14 protein-coding genes are annotated in these 13719 nt (G+C 64.6%); 10 read left to right on the forward strand and 4 right to left on the reverse strand.

Annotation, left to right across the window (positions count from 1 at the left end; translation table 11 throughout):
- The first annotated feature begins 96 nt into the window (after positions 1 to 96).
- A complete protein-coding gene (locus ACFQJC_RS03270) occupies positions 97 to 1455 on the forward strand; it encodes a serpin family protein (protein WP_390221818.1) in 1359 nt (452 codons plus the stop codon).
- Positions 1456 to 1497: 42 nt separating this feature from the next.
- Here the strand turns inward: ACFQJC_RS03270 and uppS are convergent, their stop codons facing one another.
- Entirely contained in the window at positions 1498 to 2427 is a 930-nt protein-coding gene (uppS, locus tag ACFQJC_RS03275) for a polyprenyl diphosphate synthase (RefSeq protein ID WP_390221819.1), read from the reverse strand.
- Positions 2428 to 2542: 115 nt separating this feature from the next.
- Here uppS and ACFQJC_RS03280 point away from each other — a divergent pair, with 115 nt between their 5' ends.
- The 7 genes from ACFQJC_RS03280 (at position 2543) to ACFQJC_RS03310 (ending at position 7495) form a co-directional block, all read left to right on the forward strand.
- Positions 2543 to 2947 carry a DUF5778 family protein gene (locus ACFQJC_RS03280; RefSeq protein ID WP_390221820.1) on the forward strand — a complete coding sequence of 135 codons (405 nt, stop codon included), beginning with the start codon at positions 2543 to 2545 and terminating at the stop codon, positions 2945 to 2947.
- Positions 2948 to 2996: 49 nt separating this feature from the next.
- On the forward strand, positions 2997 to 4058 hold the full coding sequence (gene ahbB / locus ACFQJC_RS03285) for a siroheme decarboxylase subunit beta (protein ID WP_390221821.1): 1062 nt from the start codon (positions 2997 to 2999) through the stop codon (positions 4056 to 4058).
- 1 nt (position 4059) lies between these two features.
- The gene (locus tag ACFQJC_RS03290) at positions 4060 to 4707 is read left to right on the forward strand and encodes a precorrin-2 dehydrogenase/sirohydrochlorin ferrochelatase family protein (RefSeq protein ID WP_390221822.1); all 648 of its coding nucleotides are present in this window, start codon (positions 4060 to 4062) and stop codon (positions 4705 to 4707) included.
- Positions 4704 to 6074 carry a glutamyl-tRNA reductase gene (gene hemA / locus ACFQJC_RS03295; RefSeq protein WP_390221823.1) on the forward strand — a complete coding sequence of 457 codons (1371 nt, stop codon included), beginning with the start codon at positions 4704 to 4706 and terminating at the stop codon, positions 6072 to 6074. Before ACFQJC_RS03290 ends, hemA begins: the two co-directional genes overlap by 4 nt.
- A gap of 47 nt (positions 6075 to 6121) precedes the next feature.
- Entirely contained in the window at positions 6122 to 6397 is a 276-nt protein-coding gene (locus ACFQJC_RS03300; protein ID WP_390221824.1) for a 4a-hydroxytetrahydrobiopterin dehydratase, read from the forward strand.
- A gap of 1 nt (position 6398) precedes the next feature.
- Positions 6399 to 6761 (forward strand): LWR-salt protein, encoded by a 363-nt coding sequence (lwrS, locus tag ACFQJC_RS03305; protein ID WP_390221825.1) that lies wholly within the window; start codon positions 6399 to 6401, stop codon positions 6759 to 6761.
- Between the two features lie 71 nt (positions 6762 to 6832).
- Positions 6833 to 7495: an HAD family hydrolase gene (locus ACFQJC_RS03310; RefSeq protein WP_390221826.1), complete on the forward strand. Its 663-nt coding sequence runs from the start codon at positions 6833 to 6835 to the stop codon at positions 7493 to 7495.
- Between the two features lie 44 nt (positions 7496 to 7539).
- Here ACFQJC_RS03310 and ACFQJC_RS03315 read toward each other — a convergent pair whose 3' ends face one another.
- The 3 genes from ACFQJC_RS03315 to ACFQJC_RS03325 all read right to left on the reverse strand — a co-directional run bounded on the left by ACFQJC_RS03315 (position 7540) and on the right by ACFQJC_RS03325 (position 11473).
- Positions 7540 to 8286: a response regulator gene (locus tag ACFQJC_RS03315; RefSeq protein ID WP_390221827.1), complete on the reverse strand. Its 747-nt coding sequence runs from the start codon at positions 8284 to 8286 to the stop codon at positions 7540 to 7542.
- 77 nt (positions 8287 to 8363) lie between these two features.
- Positions 8364 to 10265 (reverse strand): molybdopterin biosynthesis protein, encoded by a 1902-nt coding sequence (locus ACFQJC_RS03320; RefSeq protein WP_390221828.1) that lies wholly within the window; start codon positions 10263 to 10265, stop codon positions 8364 to 8366.
- Complete coding sequence (locus ACFQJC_RS03325; RefSeq protein WP_390221829.1) at positions 10253 to 11473, reverse strand: molybdopterin molybdotransferase MoeA; 1221 nt, start codon at positions 11471 to 11473, stop codon at positions 10253 to 10255. The genes ACFQJC_RS03320 and ACFQJC_RS03325 overlap by 13 nt, the downstream gene beginning before the upstream one ends.
- Positions 11474 to 11602: 129 nt before the next feature.
- On the opposite strand from ACFQJC_RS03325, the gene ACFQJC_RS03330 reads away from it, so the two are divergent.
- Both ACFQJC_RS03330 and ACFQJC_RS03335 read left to right on the forward strand, forming a co-directional pair.
- On the forward strand, positions 11603 to 12022 hold the full coding sequence (locus ACFQJC_RS03330; protein ID WP_390221830.1) for an Hsp20/alpha crystallin family protein: 420 nt from the start codon (positions 11603 to 11605) through the stop codon (positions 12020 to 12022).
- Positions 12023 to 12030: 8 nt separating this feature from the next.
- Positions 12031 to 13707, forward strand: coding sequence for an ABC1 kinase family protein (locus ACFQJC_RS03335; RefSeq protein ID WP_390221831.1), 1677 nt, complete (start codon positions 12031 to 12033; stop codon positions 13705 to 13707).
- Positions 13708 to 13719 lie beyond the last annotated feature (12 nt).

The raw sequence follows: 13719 nt of genomic DNA on the forward strand, positions 1-13719 counted from the left end.
ACGCTGACGAAGGAAGCATCAGCGACCGACCGTGATAACACAAACAGCGGTGTGAGTCAACAGAAAGTATATTCTCAGTTGTCTGAACAGTCCAGTATGAACCGCCGCGAGATGCTCGCGCTCTCTGGCGCACTCGCCGCCGCAACGCTCGCAGGATGTGCGGGCGGTGGTGGGTCGCCGACGGAAACAGAGACGACGACAACGCCACCGACCGAGACGCCAACCGAGACGCCAACTGAGACGCCGACCGACGAACCACCGACAGGTCAGCCATCGGTCGATGACGAGCAACTCGCAGCGCTCGCGGCCGGAAACGCGAACTTCGCCCTCGAATTACACCAGTACCTCGCAAGCGAGTCCAGCGGAAATCAGTTCGTCTCGCCGTACAGCATCTCGGTAGCGCTGGCGATGACGTACGCGGGTGCCCGCGGCGACACCCGGGCGGAGATGGAAGAGACGCTCCACTACACGCTCGGCGACGAGATTCATCCGACCTTCTCCACCCTCCAATCCGCACTCGACGAGCGACAACAGACGACAGACCCGATGGACGGGAGCGACGTTGACGCCTTCCAGTTGGCCGTTGCGAACGCGCTCTGGGGACAGGAAGGCTACCCGTTCTCCGAAGACTACCTCGCTGTACTGGAAGCGAACTACGGCGCAGGACTTCGGGAAGCAGACTTCGCTGGCGACCCGACCGGCGAGCGAACCCGAATCAACGAGTGGGTCGCCGACCAGACCGAGGACCGAATCGAAGACTTACTCCCCGCCGACGCAATCTCCCCGCAGACGGTTCTCGTCCTCACCAACGCGATTTACTTCATGGCTGGGTGGTTACACAAGTTCGACCCCGAGAACACCGAGGAGGGGACGTTCACCGCGCTGGACGGGAATGAATCGACGGTTCCGCTCATGCGACAGGAGTTGAAGACGAACTACGCCTCGATTCCCGGGGCGCAGGCCATCGAACTTCCGTACGTCGGACGGGAGGTGTCGATGGTGTTGATTCTGCCCGACGAAGGCGAGTTCGAATCGTTCGAGCAGAGTCTCGACGCGAGTCGGCTGTTCGGCATCTTCGAGGAGATGAGCGACGCGCTGGGAGACGTGATTCTCCCTCGGTTCGAATTCGAGACCGAAGTCCAACTCTCGACGGCGCTCTCGGAGATGGGCATGCCCGGCGCGTTCGGTGGCGGTGCCGACTTCAGCGGCATGGTCGAAGACGGCGGCGGCGGGCTCTTTATCGACGACGTGTTCCACAAATCGTTCGTCTCGGTCGATGAGGAGGGGACCGAAGCGGCCGCCGCGACGGCGGTGGTCATGGAAGAATCGTTGCCACCGCAGTGGGGCGAACTGCGGTTCGACCGCCCGTTCCTCTTCTGCATCCGTGACCGCCCGACCGACGCGATTCTGTTCTTGGGTCGTGTCGTCGATGCCGGCGCTGCGCAGGGAGAATAGCGTCGAGCGACGCCTCGTGCTCACTTCGCCGACGCCTCGAACTCAGTCCGCCGACTCGTCGCTCCGTTTTGCCAACTCTTCGGAGACCTCTGCGGCCCCTGACGAGGGGAGTTGCTGGCGCAACCGACCAGCCACGGCCTTCGCGTCGGCCAGTTCGACTTCGGCGACGGCGCGGACGAGCGCGACGGCGCGTTCCGTGCGGGTTCGCTGCCACGACTTCTCGCGGGACTCGTAGGTTCGAATGCCGCGGAGGAAGTCGATGCGCGAGAACTCCGGCCAGTAGGGCGCACAGAAGTAGACGGCGGCCTCGTTGCCGTTGGCGTGCCACGGAAGGAAGTTGGAAGTTCGCTCGTCGCCGCCGGTGCGGATGATGAGGTCCACGTCGCGGACGTGTTGGCGAGAGAGGCGGGATTCGACAGCATCGACATCGACATCCTCGGGGGCGAGCGTGCCGGATTCGACCGCGCGACACACGTCCCGGGCGGCCCCGAGGAGCTCGGCGCGGCCGCCGTAGGCGAGTGCGATGTTGAGCGTGAAGTTGTCGTACTCTGCCGTCTCGGACTCGGCGAAGTCGATTGCCTCCTGCACCCGGTCGGGGAGCATGTCCACCTCGCCGATGGCGCGGATGGCGACTTCGCTCTCGTGGACGCGCTCGGCCTTTGCGAACTCGTAGAGTTTCGACTCGAAGAGGTCGAACAGCGGTTCGCGCTCGTGGTCCGGTCGGTCGAAGTTCTCGGTCGAGAAGGCGTAGAGCGTGAGTTCCTCGATGCCGAGTTCTTCGCACCACTCCAAGACGCGCTCTGTCGTCTGCGCGCCGGCGCGGTGGCCATCGGGCGCGTCGTCGCCCTGTTCGCGGGCGTAGCGCCGGTTTCCATCTTGAATGATTGCGACGTGAGTGGGACCGTCGCCGATTTCGCGGCGAAGCATGCGCTCGTAGGCGCGCTGGAATCCCTGTCGAACCCACCCGAACATACCTGTTCGTGTATTGGTGGGCGCATGTGTCTTGTGGGTTTCGGCGGACAAACTCGTCTCGACGAATTCTCACGCAAATCGCCACCCGTTTGTATCCCGGCGCGAAGCGTGATACATGAGCGAGACCATCGACGACGACCTGTACAAGCGTACCCTCGCCCTCCTCGAACCCGGCGACATCGAACTCGTGGGCGCAATCGTCCACACCGACCTCTCGGGACGGGAAGACCTCGAAATGCACGAGTTGACCGTCGCAATCAACGACGTCATCGCCGGCCACGCGAACAAGGGCGACGCGTGGATTTACGCCGGCAACGACGACACGGACTTCTCGTCGAACCAGTTTCAGGGTCTCTCGGTCGAAGACGACGAGTTCGTCTGGGAGTGTCAGCAACTCCTGCGCGAGGGGACCTTCGACCTCGTGTTCTACTACGAGGCGACGGCGGACCAAGAGGCAATCGTCGCCGACCTCGACGCGCTGGACCACGTCGAGCGCGTGACGCCCGTCCCGAGCGAGTAGGGCGACCAAGCGAGTCGTTTATCGTCCTCGCATCCTGAGTCACGCCTATATGACTCAGGCGGACGCGGACCTCTCTCCTCTCGACCGCGCCATCGTCAATGCCTTCCAAGGCGGGTTTCCCGTCGTCGAACGCCCGTTCGCACCCGCCGCCGCAGCGCTCCGCGAGCGCGGCATCGACGTGACCGAGACCGAACTGTGTGAGCGAGTGCGAACGCTCGACGAAGACGGGATTCTCTCCCGGTTCGGCGCGCTCGTCAACGCCGAAGAAATCGGTGGAACGGCGACCCTCGTCGCCATGCACGCCCCGCCGGAACGCTTCGACGAGGTGGCCGAGCAGGTGAACGCCCACCGGGAAGTCGCCCACAACTACGAGCGCGAGCACCCGCACCTCAACATGTGGTTCGTCGTCTCCGTCGCCGACGAATCGCGCGTCGAGGAGGTGCTCGGCGAAATCGAAGACGAGACCGGCCAACCGACGTACAACATGCCGAAACTCCACGAGTTCCACGTCGGCGCGAAGTTCCTGCTCGACGGTCCCATCTCTGACGGCGACCTCGACCTCTCGAACCTCGGCCCCGACGTTGAACCGTCGGGCGAGCAAACACTCACGCCCGACGAGCGCGACCTCGTGCTCGAAATTCAGGGTGGTCTCCCGGTCACCGCGACCCCCTACGCCGACGTTGCTGACGCGCTCGGCCAAGACACCGGGTGGGTCGTCTCGACCATCAAGCGGTTCGAACTCGAAGGCAAGGTCCGGCGCGTCGGCGTCATCCCGAACCACTACGCCCTCGGCTACACGGAGAACGGCATGACCGTCTGGAACGTCCCCGACGACATCGTGATGGAGGTCGGCCCGGAAATCGCCAGCCTCGACTTCGTGACCCACTGCTATCGACGCCCGCGACACGACGGCGTCTGGCAGTACAACTTCTTCGCCATGACCCACGGCCGTTCAGAAGCAGAGAGCGAGGCCCGAATCGAGCGCGTCCGCGAGGTGATGAGCGACTACTGGGAGGTGGGAGACGACGACTGGGACACCCTGTTCTCGACGCGAATCTTGAAGAAGACGGGCATTCGAATGGACGAACGAGCGGACGCGAACACGGAGTGAAATGATACCGCTGGTGCACGATTTCAGGGGTGAGACGGTGCTCGTCGTCGGTGGCGGACCGGTCGGTGCGCGCAAGGCCCGGCGCTTCGCCGACGAGGCGCGCACCGTCGTCGTCAGCCCCGAGTTCGCCGAGGGAGCCTTCGGCGATGCAGAACTCGTTCGTGCGGCGGTGACGGTTGACGACGCCGACGACTGGGTCGCCCGATTCGACCCGGCACTCGTCGTCGCGGCGACGAACGATTCCGAGGTAAACGACGCACTCGTCGCGGCCGCCCGCGACCACGGTGCGCTCGTCAATCGCGCCGACCGGAGCGGCGAGCGCGACGTGGGGAGCGTCGTCGTCCCCGCGACCATCGAAGACGGCGACGTAGCGGTCGCAATCACGACTGGCGGCGCGAGTCCGGCGCTCTCGAAGTACCTCCGCGAACGCATCGAAGCCGAGTTGGCGGGGGCGGGCGAGATGGCCGAATTGACCGGCGAACTCCGGGCGGAGTTGAAGGATTCGAATCGCACACCGGCCGAACGCCGTGACGCGATTCGCGCCGTCGTTCGTGACCCGTCAGTTTGGAAGGCTTTACGTAGCGGGGATACAAACCCCCGGCGAGAGGCAGCGCGCGTGATTCGAACCACAGAGAACGAGGACGCATGAAAGACACAGGCATCATCTCCGGTATAAGCGTCGCCCACGACCGGGCCAGTATCCCGGAGATTGAGTCCGCCTCGGTCGAAGACGTACACACCGTCGTCGAGCGATTGCTCTCCCGAGACGGCGTGGCCGAAGCGTACTCGCTCCAGACGTGCAACCGCGCGGAAGCGTACGTCGTCACCGACGACGCCACCGCGGGTCGCCGTGCGCTCGAAGACTTCGCCCTCGACGTTCGAGAGGGCGCGGTTCGCCACATGGACCACGAAGAGTCCCTGCGTCACCTCATGCGTGTCGCGTCGGGACTCGAATCGCTCGTCCTCGGCGAGGACCAGATTTTAGGACAGCTCAAAGACGCCATCGAGATTTCGAACGACGTCGGCGGCATCGACCTGATGCTCGAAGACGCGCTCATGAAAGCCGTCCACGTCGGCGAGCGCGCCCGCGACGAGACGGCCATCAACGAAGGTGCCGTCTCGCTCGGCAGCGCCGCCGTCAGACTCGCACGCGCCGAATTGAACCGGCCGATTTCGTCGGTCAACGCGCTCGTCGTCGGTGCGGGTGAGATGGGGACGCTCGCGGCGAAGGCGCTCGCCGCGGCCGACGTCGCCGAGATAGTCGTCGCCAACCGAACGAAATCGAACGCCCAACACGTCGCCCGCGAGGTGCCCGCGGACGCCACCGCGACGGACCTCGCCCGACTCGAACAGCAGTTGACGGCCGCCGACCTCGTCATTTCGGCGACCAGCAGTCCGGAGTACGTCATCGACGTGACCGACCTCGAAGCCGCCGGCGAGACGATGCTCATCGACATCGCCCAACCGCGCGACATCCACCCCGAATCCTCGGGGCTGGAAACCGTCACGCTCCGCGATATCGACGACCTGGAAACCGTCACCGACCAGACCGAGAGTCGCCGCGAGGAGGCCGCACGCGCCGTCGAGGAGATGATAGACGACGAACTCGACAACCTGCTCGATGCGTACAAGCGCAAGCGCGCCGACGACGCGATTAGCGCGATGTACGAGGGCGCAGAACGCATCAAGCAACGCGAGGTTTCGACGGCGCTCTCGAAGTTGGAGGCTCAAGGCGACCTGACCGACGAACAGCGCGAGACGGTCGAGTCGCTCGCCGACGCGCTCATCGGACAGTTGCTCGCCGCGCCGACCAAGAGCCTCCGCGACGCCGCGGGCGACGACGACTGGACGACCATCCAGACCGCGATGCGTCTGTTCGACCCGAGTTTCGACGACGGCGCGGTCGAGATGGACGCCCCGCCGACGGGGGTGCTTCCGGAGGACGCGATTTCGTCAGACCTCCCGGACGACGAAGACATTCCCCGACACGTCATCGAGCAGTTCTCGGACGACTGACCCCGCTCGCCCCGAATCCTTATTCTACTAGCCCTCGACACGTTTGTATGGCACAGCGACTGTCCGACGACGAGGTTGACTCGAAACTCTCCGGTGGGTGGGAACGCGAGGGAGACGAAATCGTTCGCGTCTACGAGTTCGACTCCTACCTCGACGGCGTCGAGTTCGCCACGGAGGTCGGCGAAGTGGCCGAAGAGGAGTTCCATCACCCCGAGATAATCATCCGATACGAGGAGGTGGAAGTCCGCCTGACGAGCCACGAGGAGGGCGGAATCACCGAGAAAGACCTGCGACTTGCCGACCTGTTCGACGACGAGTTCTGAGATGGCGACCTACGTGTTTCGAGTCGGCTTTCGACTCGACACTGCGCCCGGCGTTCGGACGACTCCCGAGACGTTCGAGACGACGGTCCGCGTTCCGGCCGCGACGCCGGGCGAAGACGGGTGGTTGCTGTTTCGAGACGCGCTCTGGCGTGGCGAACTCAACGACGAACGCCACGGCCGTAGATTGGCGGAGTCGTGGCTCGGCGTCCCAATCGACGCGTGTTCGTTCTCGGAGTTGCAGACGACAGAAGAGGAGTTAGCGGCGCTTCGTGAAGCGATTGCGTCCGACCTCGACGCGTTCAACGCCGAGTCCGTCCGTGAGGTCCTTCACAAGTACTTCGGCAGCGCGATTCGCGTCGAATAAGATGACAGTCCGGAATAATCTCTCGGCTGACGGAAGAAATTTATCCACTAACGACCTATTGAACAGTCCGAATGGTCCTCGATGACTACGATTTCTGGCTGTTCGACCTCGACGGAACCCTCGTCGATGCCGAGTGGTCGTACACGCGTGACGTGTTCGACCGCGTCGGCGACAGACTCGGGTATCCCTTCTCCGACCGCGAGGCCGAGACAATCTGGCACGGGCTCGGGGGTGCCCGCGACCCGACCCTCCGCGAGTGGGGTATCGACCCCGCCGAGTTCTGGCCTGCCTTCCACGCAGAAGAAGACCCGTTGAAACGCGCCGAAGTGACCTACCTCCACGACGATGCCGAACGCCTCATCGAAGCGATTCACGAGACGGGCCGCCCCGTCGGCGTCGTCACCCACTGTCAGCAGTTCTTGACCGACCCGGTGCTCGACCACCTCGACGTGCGCGACTGGTTCGACACGGTCGTCTGTTGTACCGAAGAGACCGGGTGGAAACCCGACCCTGCGCCGGTGAGACGCGCAATCTCGCAGTTGGGACTCAAGTCCGAACTCCGCACAGACGGCGGTGTCGCGGGCGTCCTCGCCGGCGACGGTGAGAGCGACATCGGAGCGGCGTGGAACGCCGGTCTCGACGGCATCCACGTGGAGCGACACGGACCCGACCACCGGGGTCGGTGCGTCCTCGGCGACTACCGACTCACGTCGTTCGACGAGTTGGTTCGGTAGGCGAGCGGTCGCTCAGGGGTTCGAAAGACGAAGAGAAGTCGCGGTCAGTCGAGGGCCGCCGAACGGGGTCGGGCGTAGATGTCGCCCGCACTAGTGACGGCGAGTTCGAACGCGCCGTACTCGAAGCGAACTTCGACGTTCGACTCGGCTTGTTCTTCCACGAGCGGTTCGAGAAGCGCCTGGAGCGCTTCCGGGTCGATTGCGTCGAACAGCGGTTCTTCGATGGCCGTGAGACCGGCGTGTTCCTCTACCGCCTCGATGATGGTTATCGGGAGTTCTCTCTCGCCGACCCACTGACCGATGAGGTCCCACTCCTCGGCGAGACCGAGCGATGCCTTGGATGCCGCGTCGGCGTGCGTCGAGAGTGCCTCTTGGAGCGCGGACTCGCCCGCTTCGAACGCAGAGCCGAACTCGTCGCTCTCGTTGACCATTCCCTCGACGCGCTTGAGGACAGTCGAGAGGTCGTCGGGACCGGCTTTTTGTACGTACTCCGCGACACCCGCAGACGTGGCGATATCGGCGACTTCGACCCACTCTTTTGCCGTGAAGAGTAGAATCGGCAGGTCGTCGTCGTGCTGATTGATTGCCGTGACGAGCGGAGTGCCGTTTGGGAGCACAAGCGAATCACTGACTACGCAGTCGATGTGTGTTTCGTCCAGCACATCGAGTGCTTGTGCCGCCGACGTCGCGGTCTCGAGAGAGACCGAATCGACCCGCTCGAACGCCGCTTTGGAGAGCGCGAGCATGTCTGGGTCGTCGTCGACATGGAGGACAGCCAAATGGCGATGCATGTTGACCATCTATACACCACAGCGATATATGTGTTCACATTTTTTATATTTCTTGATGACAAGAATGTCGCTGAATGTTACTCTCTCGGTCGCGTGTGGTAGCCGCTCAGACCGTCGATAACGTCTGCGGTCGATTCGAGTGCGGCTCTGAGTGCGCCGACACCCGGCTTTTCCATTCGCTCCGGCGCGGCGAAGACGCGAACGGGTTGGTCGCCGAGCGAGACGAAGTCGAGTCCGAGCGACTCGGCCGACGTTCGAAGGCCCAGTCCGATATCGGCGCGTCCGGTGAGAACGGCGCGAGCGGGGCTTTCGAAGGCTTTGGTCGTTCGGTCGAACCCTTCGATCGCCTCGACGAGTTCGTGTCGCGTGCTCCCCCGTTCGTCGGCGAGGTCACCGAGTGCCGACGCGAGCGCCGTTCGAAGCCCCGAGTTCGTATCCCGGTTGACGAACCGGAGGTCGGCATCGACGAGGTCCGAGAGACCAGTGACGTTCGCTGGATTTCCGTCGGGAACGACGAGTCCCCACTCGCGCGTCCATCCTCCGAGTTCGACACCCACCTCGTCGGGGTCGGTGTCGCCGGCGACGACCGCGACGTCCGGCACGCCATCACGCAGTCGGCGACGACCCTCGCGCGACCCGACGGCGAGATAGCGAGTGGAGGGCACGCGGTCTAACAGTCGAGACAGCGCCGGGTCGTCCTCGCCGACGCCGAGCACCGCGGGCGGTCGAACGTCGGCCGAGAAGAGTTGGACTTCGACCGTCTCGCCCTCGGCGAGATACGACACGTCCGGCGGGACTTCGACGATGCCGTCGGCTTCGACGAGACTCGTCGTCGCGCCCGACCCCTTATCGACCGGGTAGACGAGCAGTTCGCCCTCGTCGTCGGCGACGAGTCCGACCGGCATGAGTCGCATCCGGCCTTCGGCGTAGCGCTCGCGGACGGCCATCGAGCCTTCGATGGTCGCCGTTCGGGACTCGGGGAGTCCCGCTGCATCTCTAATCTTCGGGGCGACGAACGCCCGGAAGATGGTGAGCGCGGAGACGGGATACCCCGGCAAGCCGATGTAGGCGCTTCCCTCGCCCAGGGTGCCGACGAGCATCGGTTTCCCGGGTTTGACCGCGACGCCGTGCATGAGGAGTTCGCCGCGCTCTTCGACGACGCGGTAGATGACATCGACCGCGCTGGCGGAGGTAGAACCCGAAGAGAGCACGAGGTCACACTCGTCGGCCGCCCGACGGAGTAAGCGCTCCATCTCGTCGTAGTCGTCGCCCGCGTGGGGGTAGAGTTCGGGGACTCCGCCCGCCTCCTCGACCCCCGCGGCGATGGTGTAGGAGTTCACGTCGTAGATTTGGCCCGCTTCGGGGCGCAAGGATTCGCCGGGGCGGACGAGTTCGTCACCGGTCGAGACGATGCCCACCCGCGGTTTGCCGCGAACTGGCACCTCGTCCACGCCGAGCGCAGAGAGCAGTCCGATTTCGCGCGGCGTGATTCGCGTGCCGGGACCGAGTGCTCGTGCACCGGCGGCGATGTCGGTGCCGGCGGGCATCACGCTGTCACCGGGTGCGACGGCCTTGTAGACGGCAATCGAGCCGTCGCGCTCTTCGACTCGTTCGACGATGACGACGGCGTCGGCACCGGGTGGCATCACCGCGCCGGTCGAGATTTCGACGGCGGTTCCGGGTTCGACTTCCACGTCCGGCTCACTCCCGGCGTGGACTGCGCCGGCGAGTTCGAGTTCGATTGGGTCCATCTCGTCCGCGCCGAAGGTGTCGCGGGCGCGAACCGCGAAGCCGTCCATGCTCGCCCGGTCGAATCCGGGCACGTCCATCTCCGCGTCGATGCGCTCGGCGAGGACTCGACCGCGCGAGTCGGCGAGCGAGACGGTCTCTGTGTCGGGGTCGAGTGCCAGCGAGTCGATGGTCTCGTGGGCCGCCTCGGGCGAGGCGAGGTCACGGAACTGCTTTCTCACGCGGACCACTCCCAGCCTTCGACGGCCACGGTGTCGCCTTCGTCGTAGCCCTCGACGCCTTCGGGGACCACAACCCAGCCATCCGAGAGGGCGACACTCGATAGGATACCGGAGCCACTGGTTCTGGTCGGTTCCGCAAGGGGTTCGCCCTCGTCGTACGCGAGTCGCACGCGGGCGAACGTCCGAGTGCCGGGCGAACTCGGGAGTTTGCGCGTCAGGCGCGCTTCGACCGTCGGCAGGGGACGCTCCGTGAGGTGCCCCACGTGCTTGAGGACGGGTCGGAGGAACTGGAAGGCGTTGACGACGCAGGCGACGGGGTAGCCGGGGAGCATGACGATTGGCGTCTCTTCGACCACGCCGAGGGCGACGGGGTGACCGGGTTTGAGCGCGACACCGTGGACGACCACCTCGCCGAGTTCGGAGACAACGTCCGGAATCAGGTCGCGCTCGCCGACCGACGACCCGCCGGTGGTGACGATAACGTCGTGGTCGAGGTTCGATTCGAGCGCCTCACGAAGCAGGTCGGGGTCGTCCACGACGATGTCACGATAGCTGGCGTCGCCGCCCCACCGTTCGACCAACCGCGTGACGGTGAGTCCGTTCGTCTCGATGATTTCGCCGGGAGAGGGGTCGGATTCGACGAGTTCCTCGCCGGTCGGAATCACCGCGACGGTCGGGCGCTCGTAGACGGAGACGGAGTCAGCGCCGACAGAGCGGAGCAACCCGAGGTCGGAGGGCCGAAGTTCGTGGCCGACGTCGAACAGTTGGTCGCCTTCCTCCACGTCTTCGCCTCGGTCACCGACGTTTTCGCCCTCGGCGAGCGCGTCGAACACTTCGAGTTCGTCGCCGAGGCGGTCGGTGTCTTCGACCATCACGACGGCGTCGGCACCGTCGGGGAGGTCGCTGCCGGTGTGGACGCGGACGGCGATGTTCGGTTCGACCGTCTCGTCGGCGACACGGAGCACGTTCGGCGAGCGACGACTCGCCCCGAAGGTGTCGCGGGCGCGGACGGCGAAGCCATCGACGGCAGCGCGGTCGTAGCCGGGGACGTCTGCGAGCGCGACGGCGGGTTCGGCGAGCGCGCACCCGTCCGCGTCCGCCAGCGGGCGTTCGACGGTCCGTTCGTGCGGCGAGAGTGCCGCGAGAAACGTCTCGCGGGCCTCGCCCAACCGGGTTCGTTCTTTGAACCCGGCAGTGCGTCGGTCGTCGGTGTTCATGCCCGTCCTTTGGTGCGGGTGACAAAAAGCGTCGGCCTCGGTCGAACCCGGCGGGATTGGCCGGTTTTCGCACGGTGGCAGGCGAAAACGACCGCCGGGTTTTTCGACCCCGCGTCCCTATGGTCGCTCATGTCCACACTGCGCGACGCGCTGTCCAGCCTTCCGGACGCTGTGTTCGCCGACCTCCTGGAGTCCGACGAGGAGTACCTCCTCGTCCTCGACCTGCCCGGTGTGACGGCCGAGACGGCCGACCTTCGGGTCGAAAACGGCCGACTGGTCATCGAAGCGCGACGCGACAAGCGTCTCCCGACCGAGTTCGAGTACGTCCGCGAAGAACGCCCGCTGTTCCTCGATGCGGAGGTGCCCCTGCCGCCGGACGCACTGGGTGACGAGGCCGCGGCGTCTATCGACCGCGGAGTGCTCGAAATCCACCTCCCCAAGCGCTCGAAAGCCGGTGAGCGGACGATTCCGATTACGTCTGCAGAAGGCGACGAGGGAACCTCGTCGGCCCGCCAGGAGACTTCTGGCGACGTTGACGAAGACGCCTGACGAGGCTGGTGGACACACTAGTGAATCTCCGTGCCTACTGGCGGTTTCTCGTCGTTCTGTACCAGTTCTTTCCGCTCATCGTCGCTTACACCCGCGACAGACGGAAGTACGTCTTCTTCGGCGGCCGACGGCGCGTCTCTCGGGAGATGCGCGTCGAGCGCGCCGAGGTACTGTTAGCCTCGCTGTTGACGCTCGGGCCGACGTTCATCAAACTCGGGCAACTGCTCTCGACCCGGCCCGACATCCTCCCACCGGAGTACATCGAGGTGCTCGGGACGCTCCAAGACGACGTTCCGGCCGCGCCGTGGCCCGAATCGAAACAGGTCCTCGAAGAGGAACTCGGTCCCGTCGAGGAGGCGTTCGACTCGTTCGATACCGACCCCATCAGCGGGGCGAGTCTCGGACAGGTGTACGTCGCCGAGTACGAGGGCGAACAGGTCGCCGTGAAGGTCCGCCGCCCCGGAATCGAAGAACTCGTCGAGGCCGACCTGCGCGTCATTCGCTGGTCACTGCCCCTTCTCATGCACTTTATCGGCGAGAGTCGGGCGTTCTCGCTCGACAATCTCGCCGACGAGTTCGCAAAGACCATCCGCGAAGAGATGGACTACGTCGAGGAAGCCGCGACCCTCGAGACGATTCAACAGAACTTCGCCGACAACGGGTCGCTCGTCATCCCCACGCCCGTCCACGAGCGCTCGGACGACCGCGTGCTCACGATGGAGTACCTCCCGGGGACGAAGATTAACAACGTGGAGCGACTGGACGAACTCGGCATCGACCGGACCGAGTTGGCGTCGAACCTCCAGCGAATCTACCTCCAGATGATCGTCGAAGACGGCGTCTTCCACGCCGACCCGCACCCCGGCAACCTCTCTGTCACCGACGACGGGAGGATTATCTTCTACGACTTCGGGATGCACGGCGAGGTTGACCCCTTCATCCAGGGGAAGATTGTGGAGTTCTACATCGCCGTCGCCAATCAGGACGTGGACGCCATCCTCGATACGCTCATCGAGATGGGGACGCTGAGTCCCAACGTCGATAGGCAGGTGATGGGCGACGTGATGGAACTCGCCATCGCCGACGCCCGCGGCGACGACATCGAACAGTATCGCGTGAACCAAATACTCGAACAGGTCGAGTCCACGATTTACGAGTTCCCGCTTCGACTGCCTCGGAACCTCGCGCTCGTGCTCCGCGTCGCGGGCGTCGTCGAAGGGGTCTGTGTCACACTGGACCCGAACTTCGATTTCATCTCGGTCGCAACCAACTACCTCACCGAGGAGGGCTACCGCGAGGAGAGCATCCAGAAAATCGTCGAAGGCGTCGGCCAACAGGCACAGAAGACGGCGCAGTCGCTCTTTCGCGTCCCGCCGAAACTCGACCGCGTCCTCGACCGAGCGGACCGCGACAACCTGACGGTCAACGTCAAACTGGAGGACAGCAAGGGCGTCTTCGACCGACTGGCAAAACGCCTCATCTACGGCATCTTCCTCTCGTTCGGCTTCGTTTCTACCGTCTTGGTCTACGCGTTGAACCCGGAGAACCTCGTTGCGGTCGGTGCCGCTGGGATTCCGACGGCGTTCGTCGCCATCCTGTTGTGGCGGTCGTTCCGAGCGAAGAAGGGAATCCGTGCAACCCCGCAGTTCACCCGACAGAACCTCCGGGAACGCCGACAAGAGTAATCACTTCTGAGA

The organism is Haloferax namakaokahaiae, from assembly GCF_042663225.1.
Classification (GTDB): Archaea; Halobacteriota; Halobacteria; order Halobacteriales; family Haloferacaceae; genus Haloferax; species Haloferax namakaokahaiae.

Coding starts and splice junctions, on each gene's coding strand:
- ahbB (WP_390221821.1), top strand. CDS start 2,997: ATGACTCAGGCGGACGCGGACCTCTCTCCTCTCGACCGCGCCATCGTC.
- ACFQJC_RS03315 (WP_390221827.1), bottom strand. CDS start 8,286: ATGCATCGCCATTTGGCTGTCCTCCATGTCGACGACGACCCAGACATG.
- ACFQJC_RS03290 (WP_390221822.1), top strand. CDS start 4,060: ATGATACCGCTGGTGCACGATTTCAGGGGTGAGACGGTGCTCGTCGTC.
- uppS (WP_390221819.1), bottom strand. CDS start 2,427: ATGTTCGGGTGGGTTCGACAGGGATTCCAGCGCGCCTACGAGCGCATG.
- ACFQJC_RS03270 (WP_390221818.1), top strand. CDS start 97: ATGAACCGCCGCGAGATGCTCGCGCTCTCTGGCGCACTCGCCGCCGCA.
- hemA (WP_390221823.1), top strand. CDS start 4,704: ATGAAAGACACAGGCATCATCTCCGGTATAAGCGTCGCCCACGACCGG.
- ACFQJC_RS03325 (WP_390221829.1), bottom strand. CDS start 11,473: ATGAACACCGACGACCGACGCACTGCCGGGTTCAAAGAACGAACCCGG.
- ACFQJC_RS03330 (WP_390221830.1), top strand. CDS start 11,603: ATGTCCACACTGCGCGACGCGCTGTCCAGCCTTCCGGACGCTGTGTTC.
- ACFQJC_RS03300 (WP_390221824.1), top strand. CDS start 6,122: ATGGCACAGCGACTGTCCGACGACGAGGTTGACTCGAAACTCTCCGGT.
- lwrS (WP_390221825.1), top strand. CDS start 6,399: ATGGCGACCTACGTGTTTCGAGTCGGCTTTCGACTCGACACTGCGCCC.
- ACFQJC_RS03310 (WP_390221826.1), top strand. CDS start 6,833: ATGGTCCTCGATGACTACGATTTCTGGCTGTTCGACCTCGACGGAACC.
- ACFQJC_RS03280 (WP_390221820.1), top strand. CDS start 2,543: ATGAGCGAGACCATCGACGACGACCTGTACAAGCGTACCCTCGCCCTC.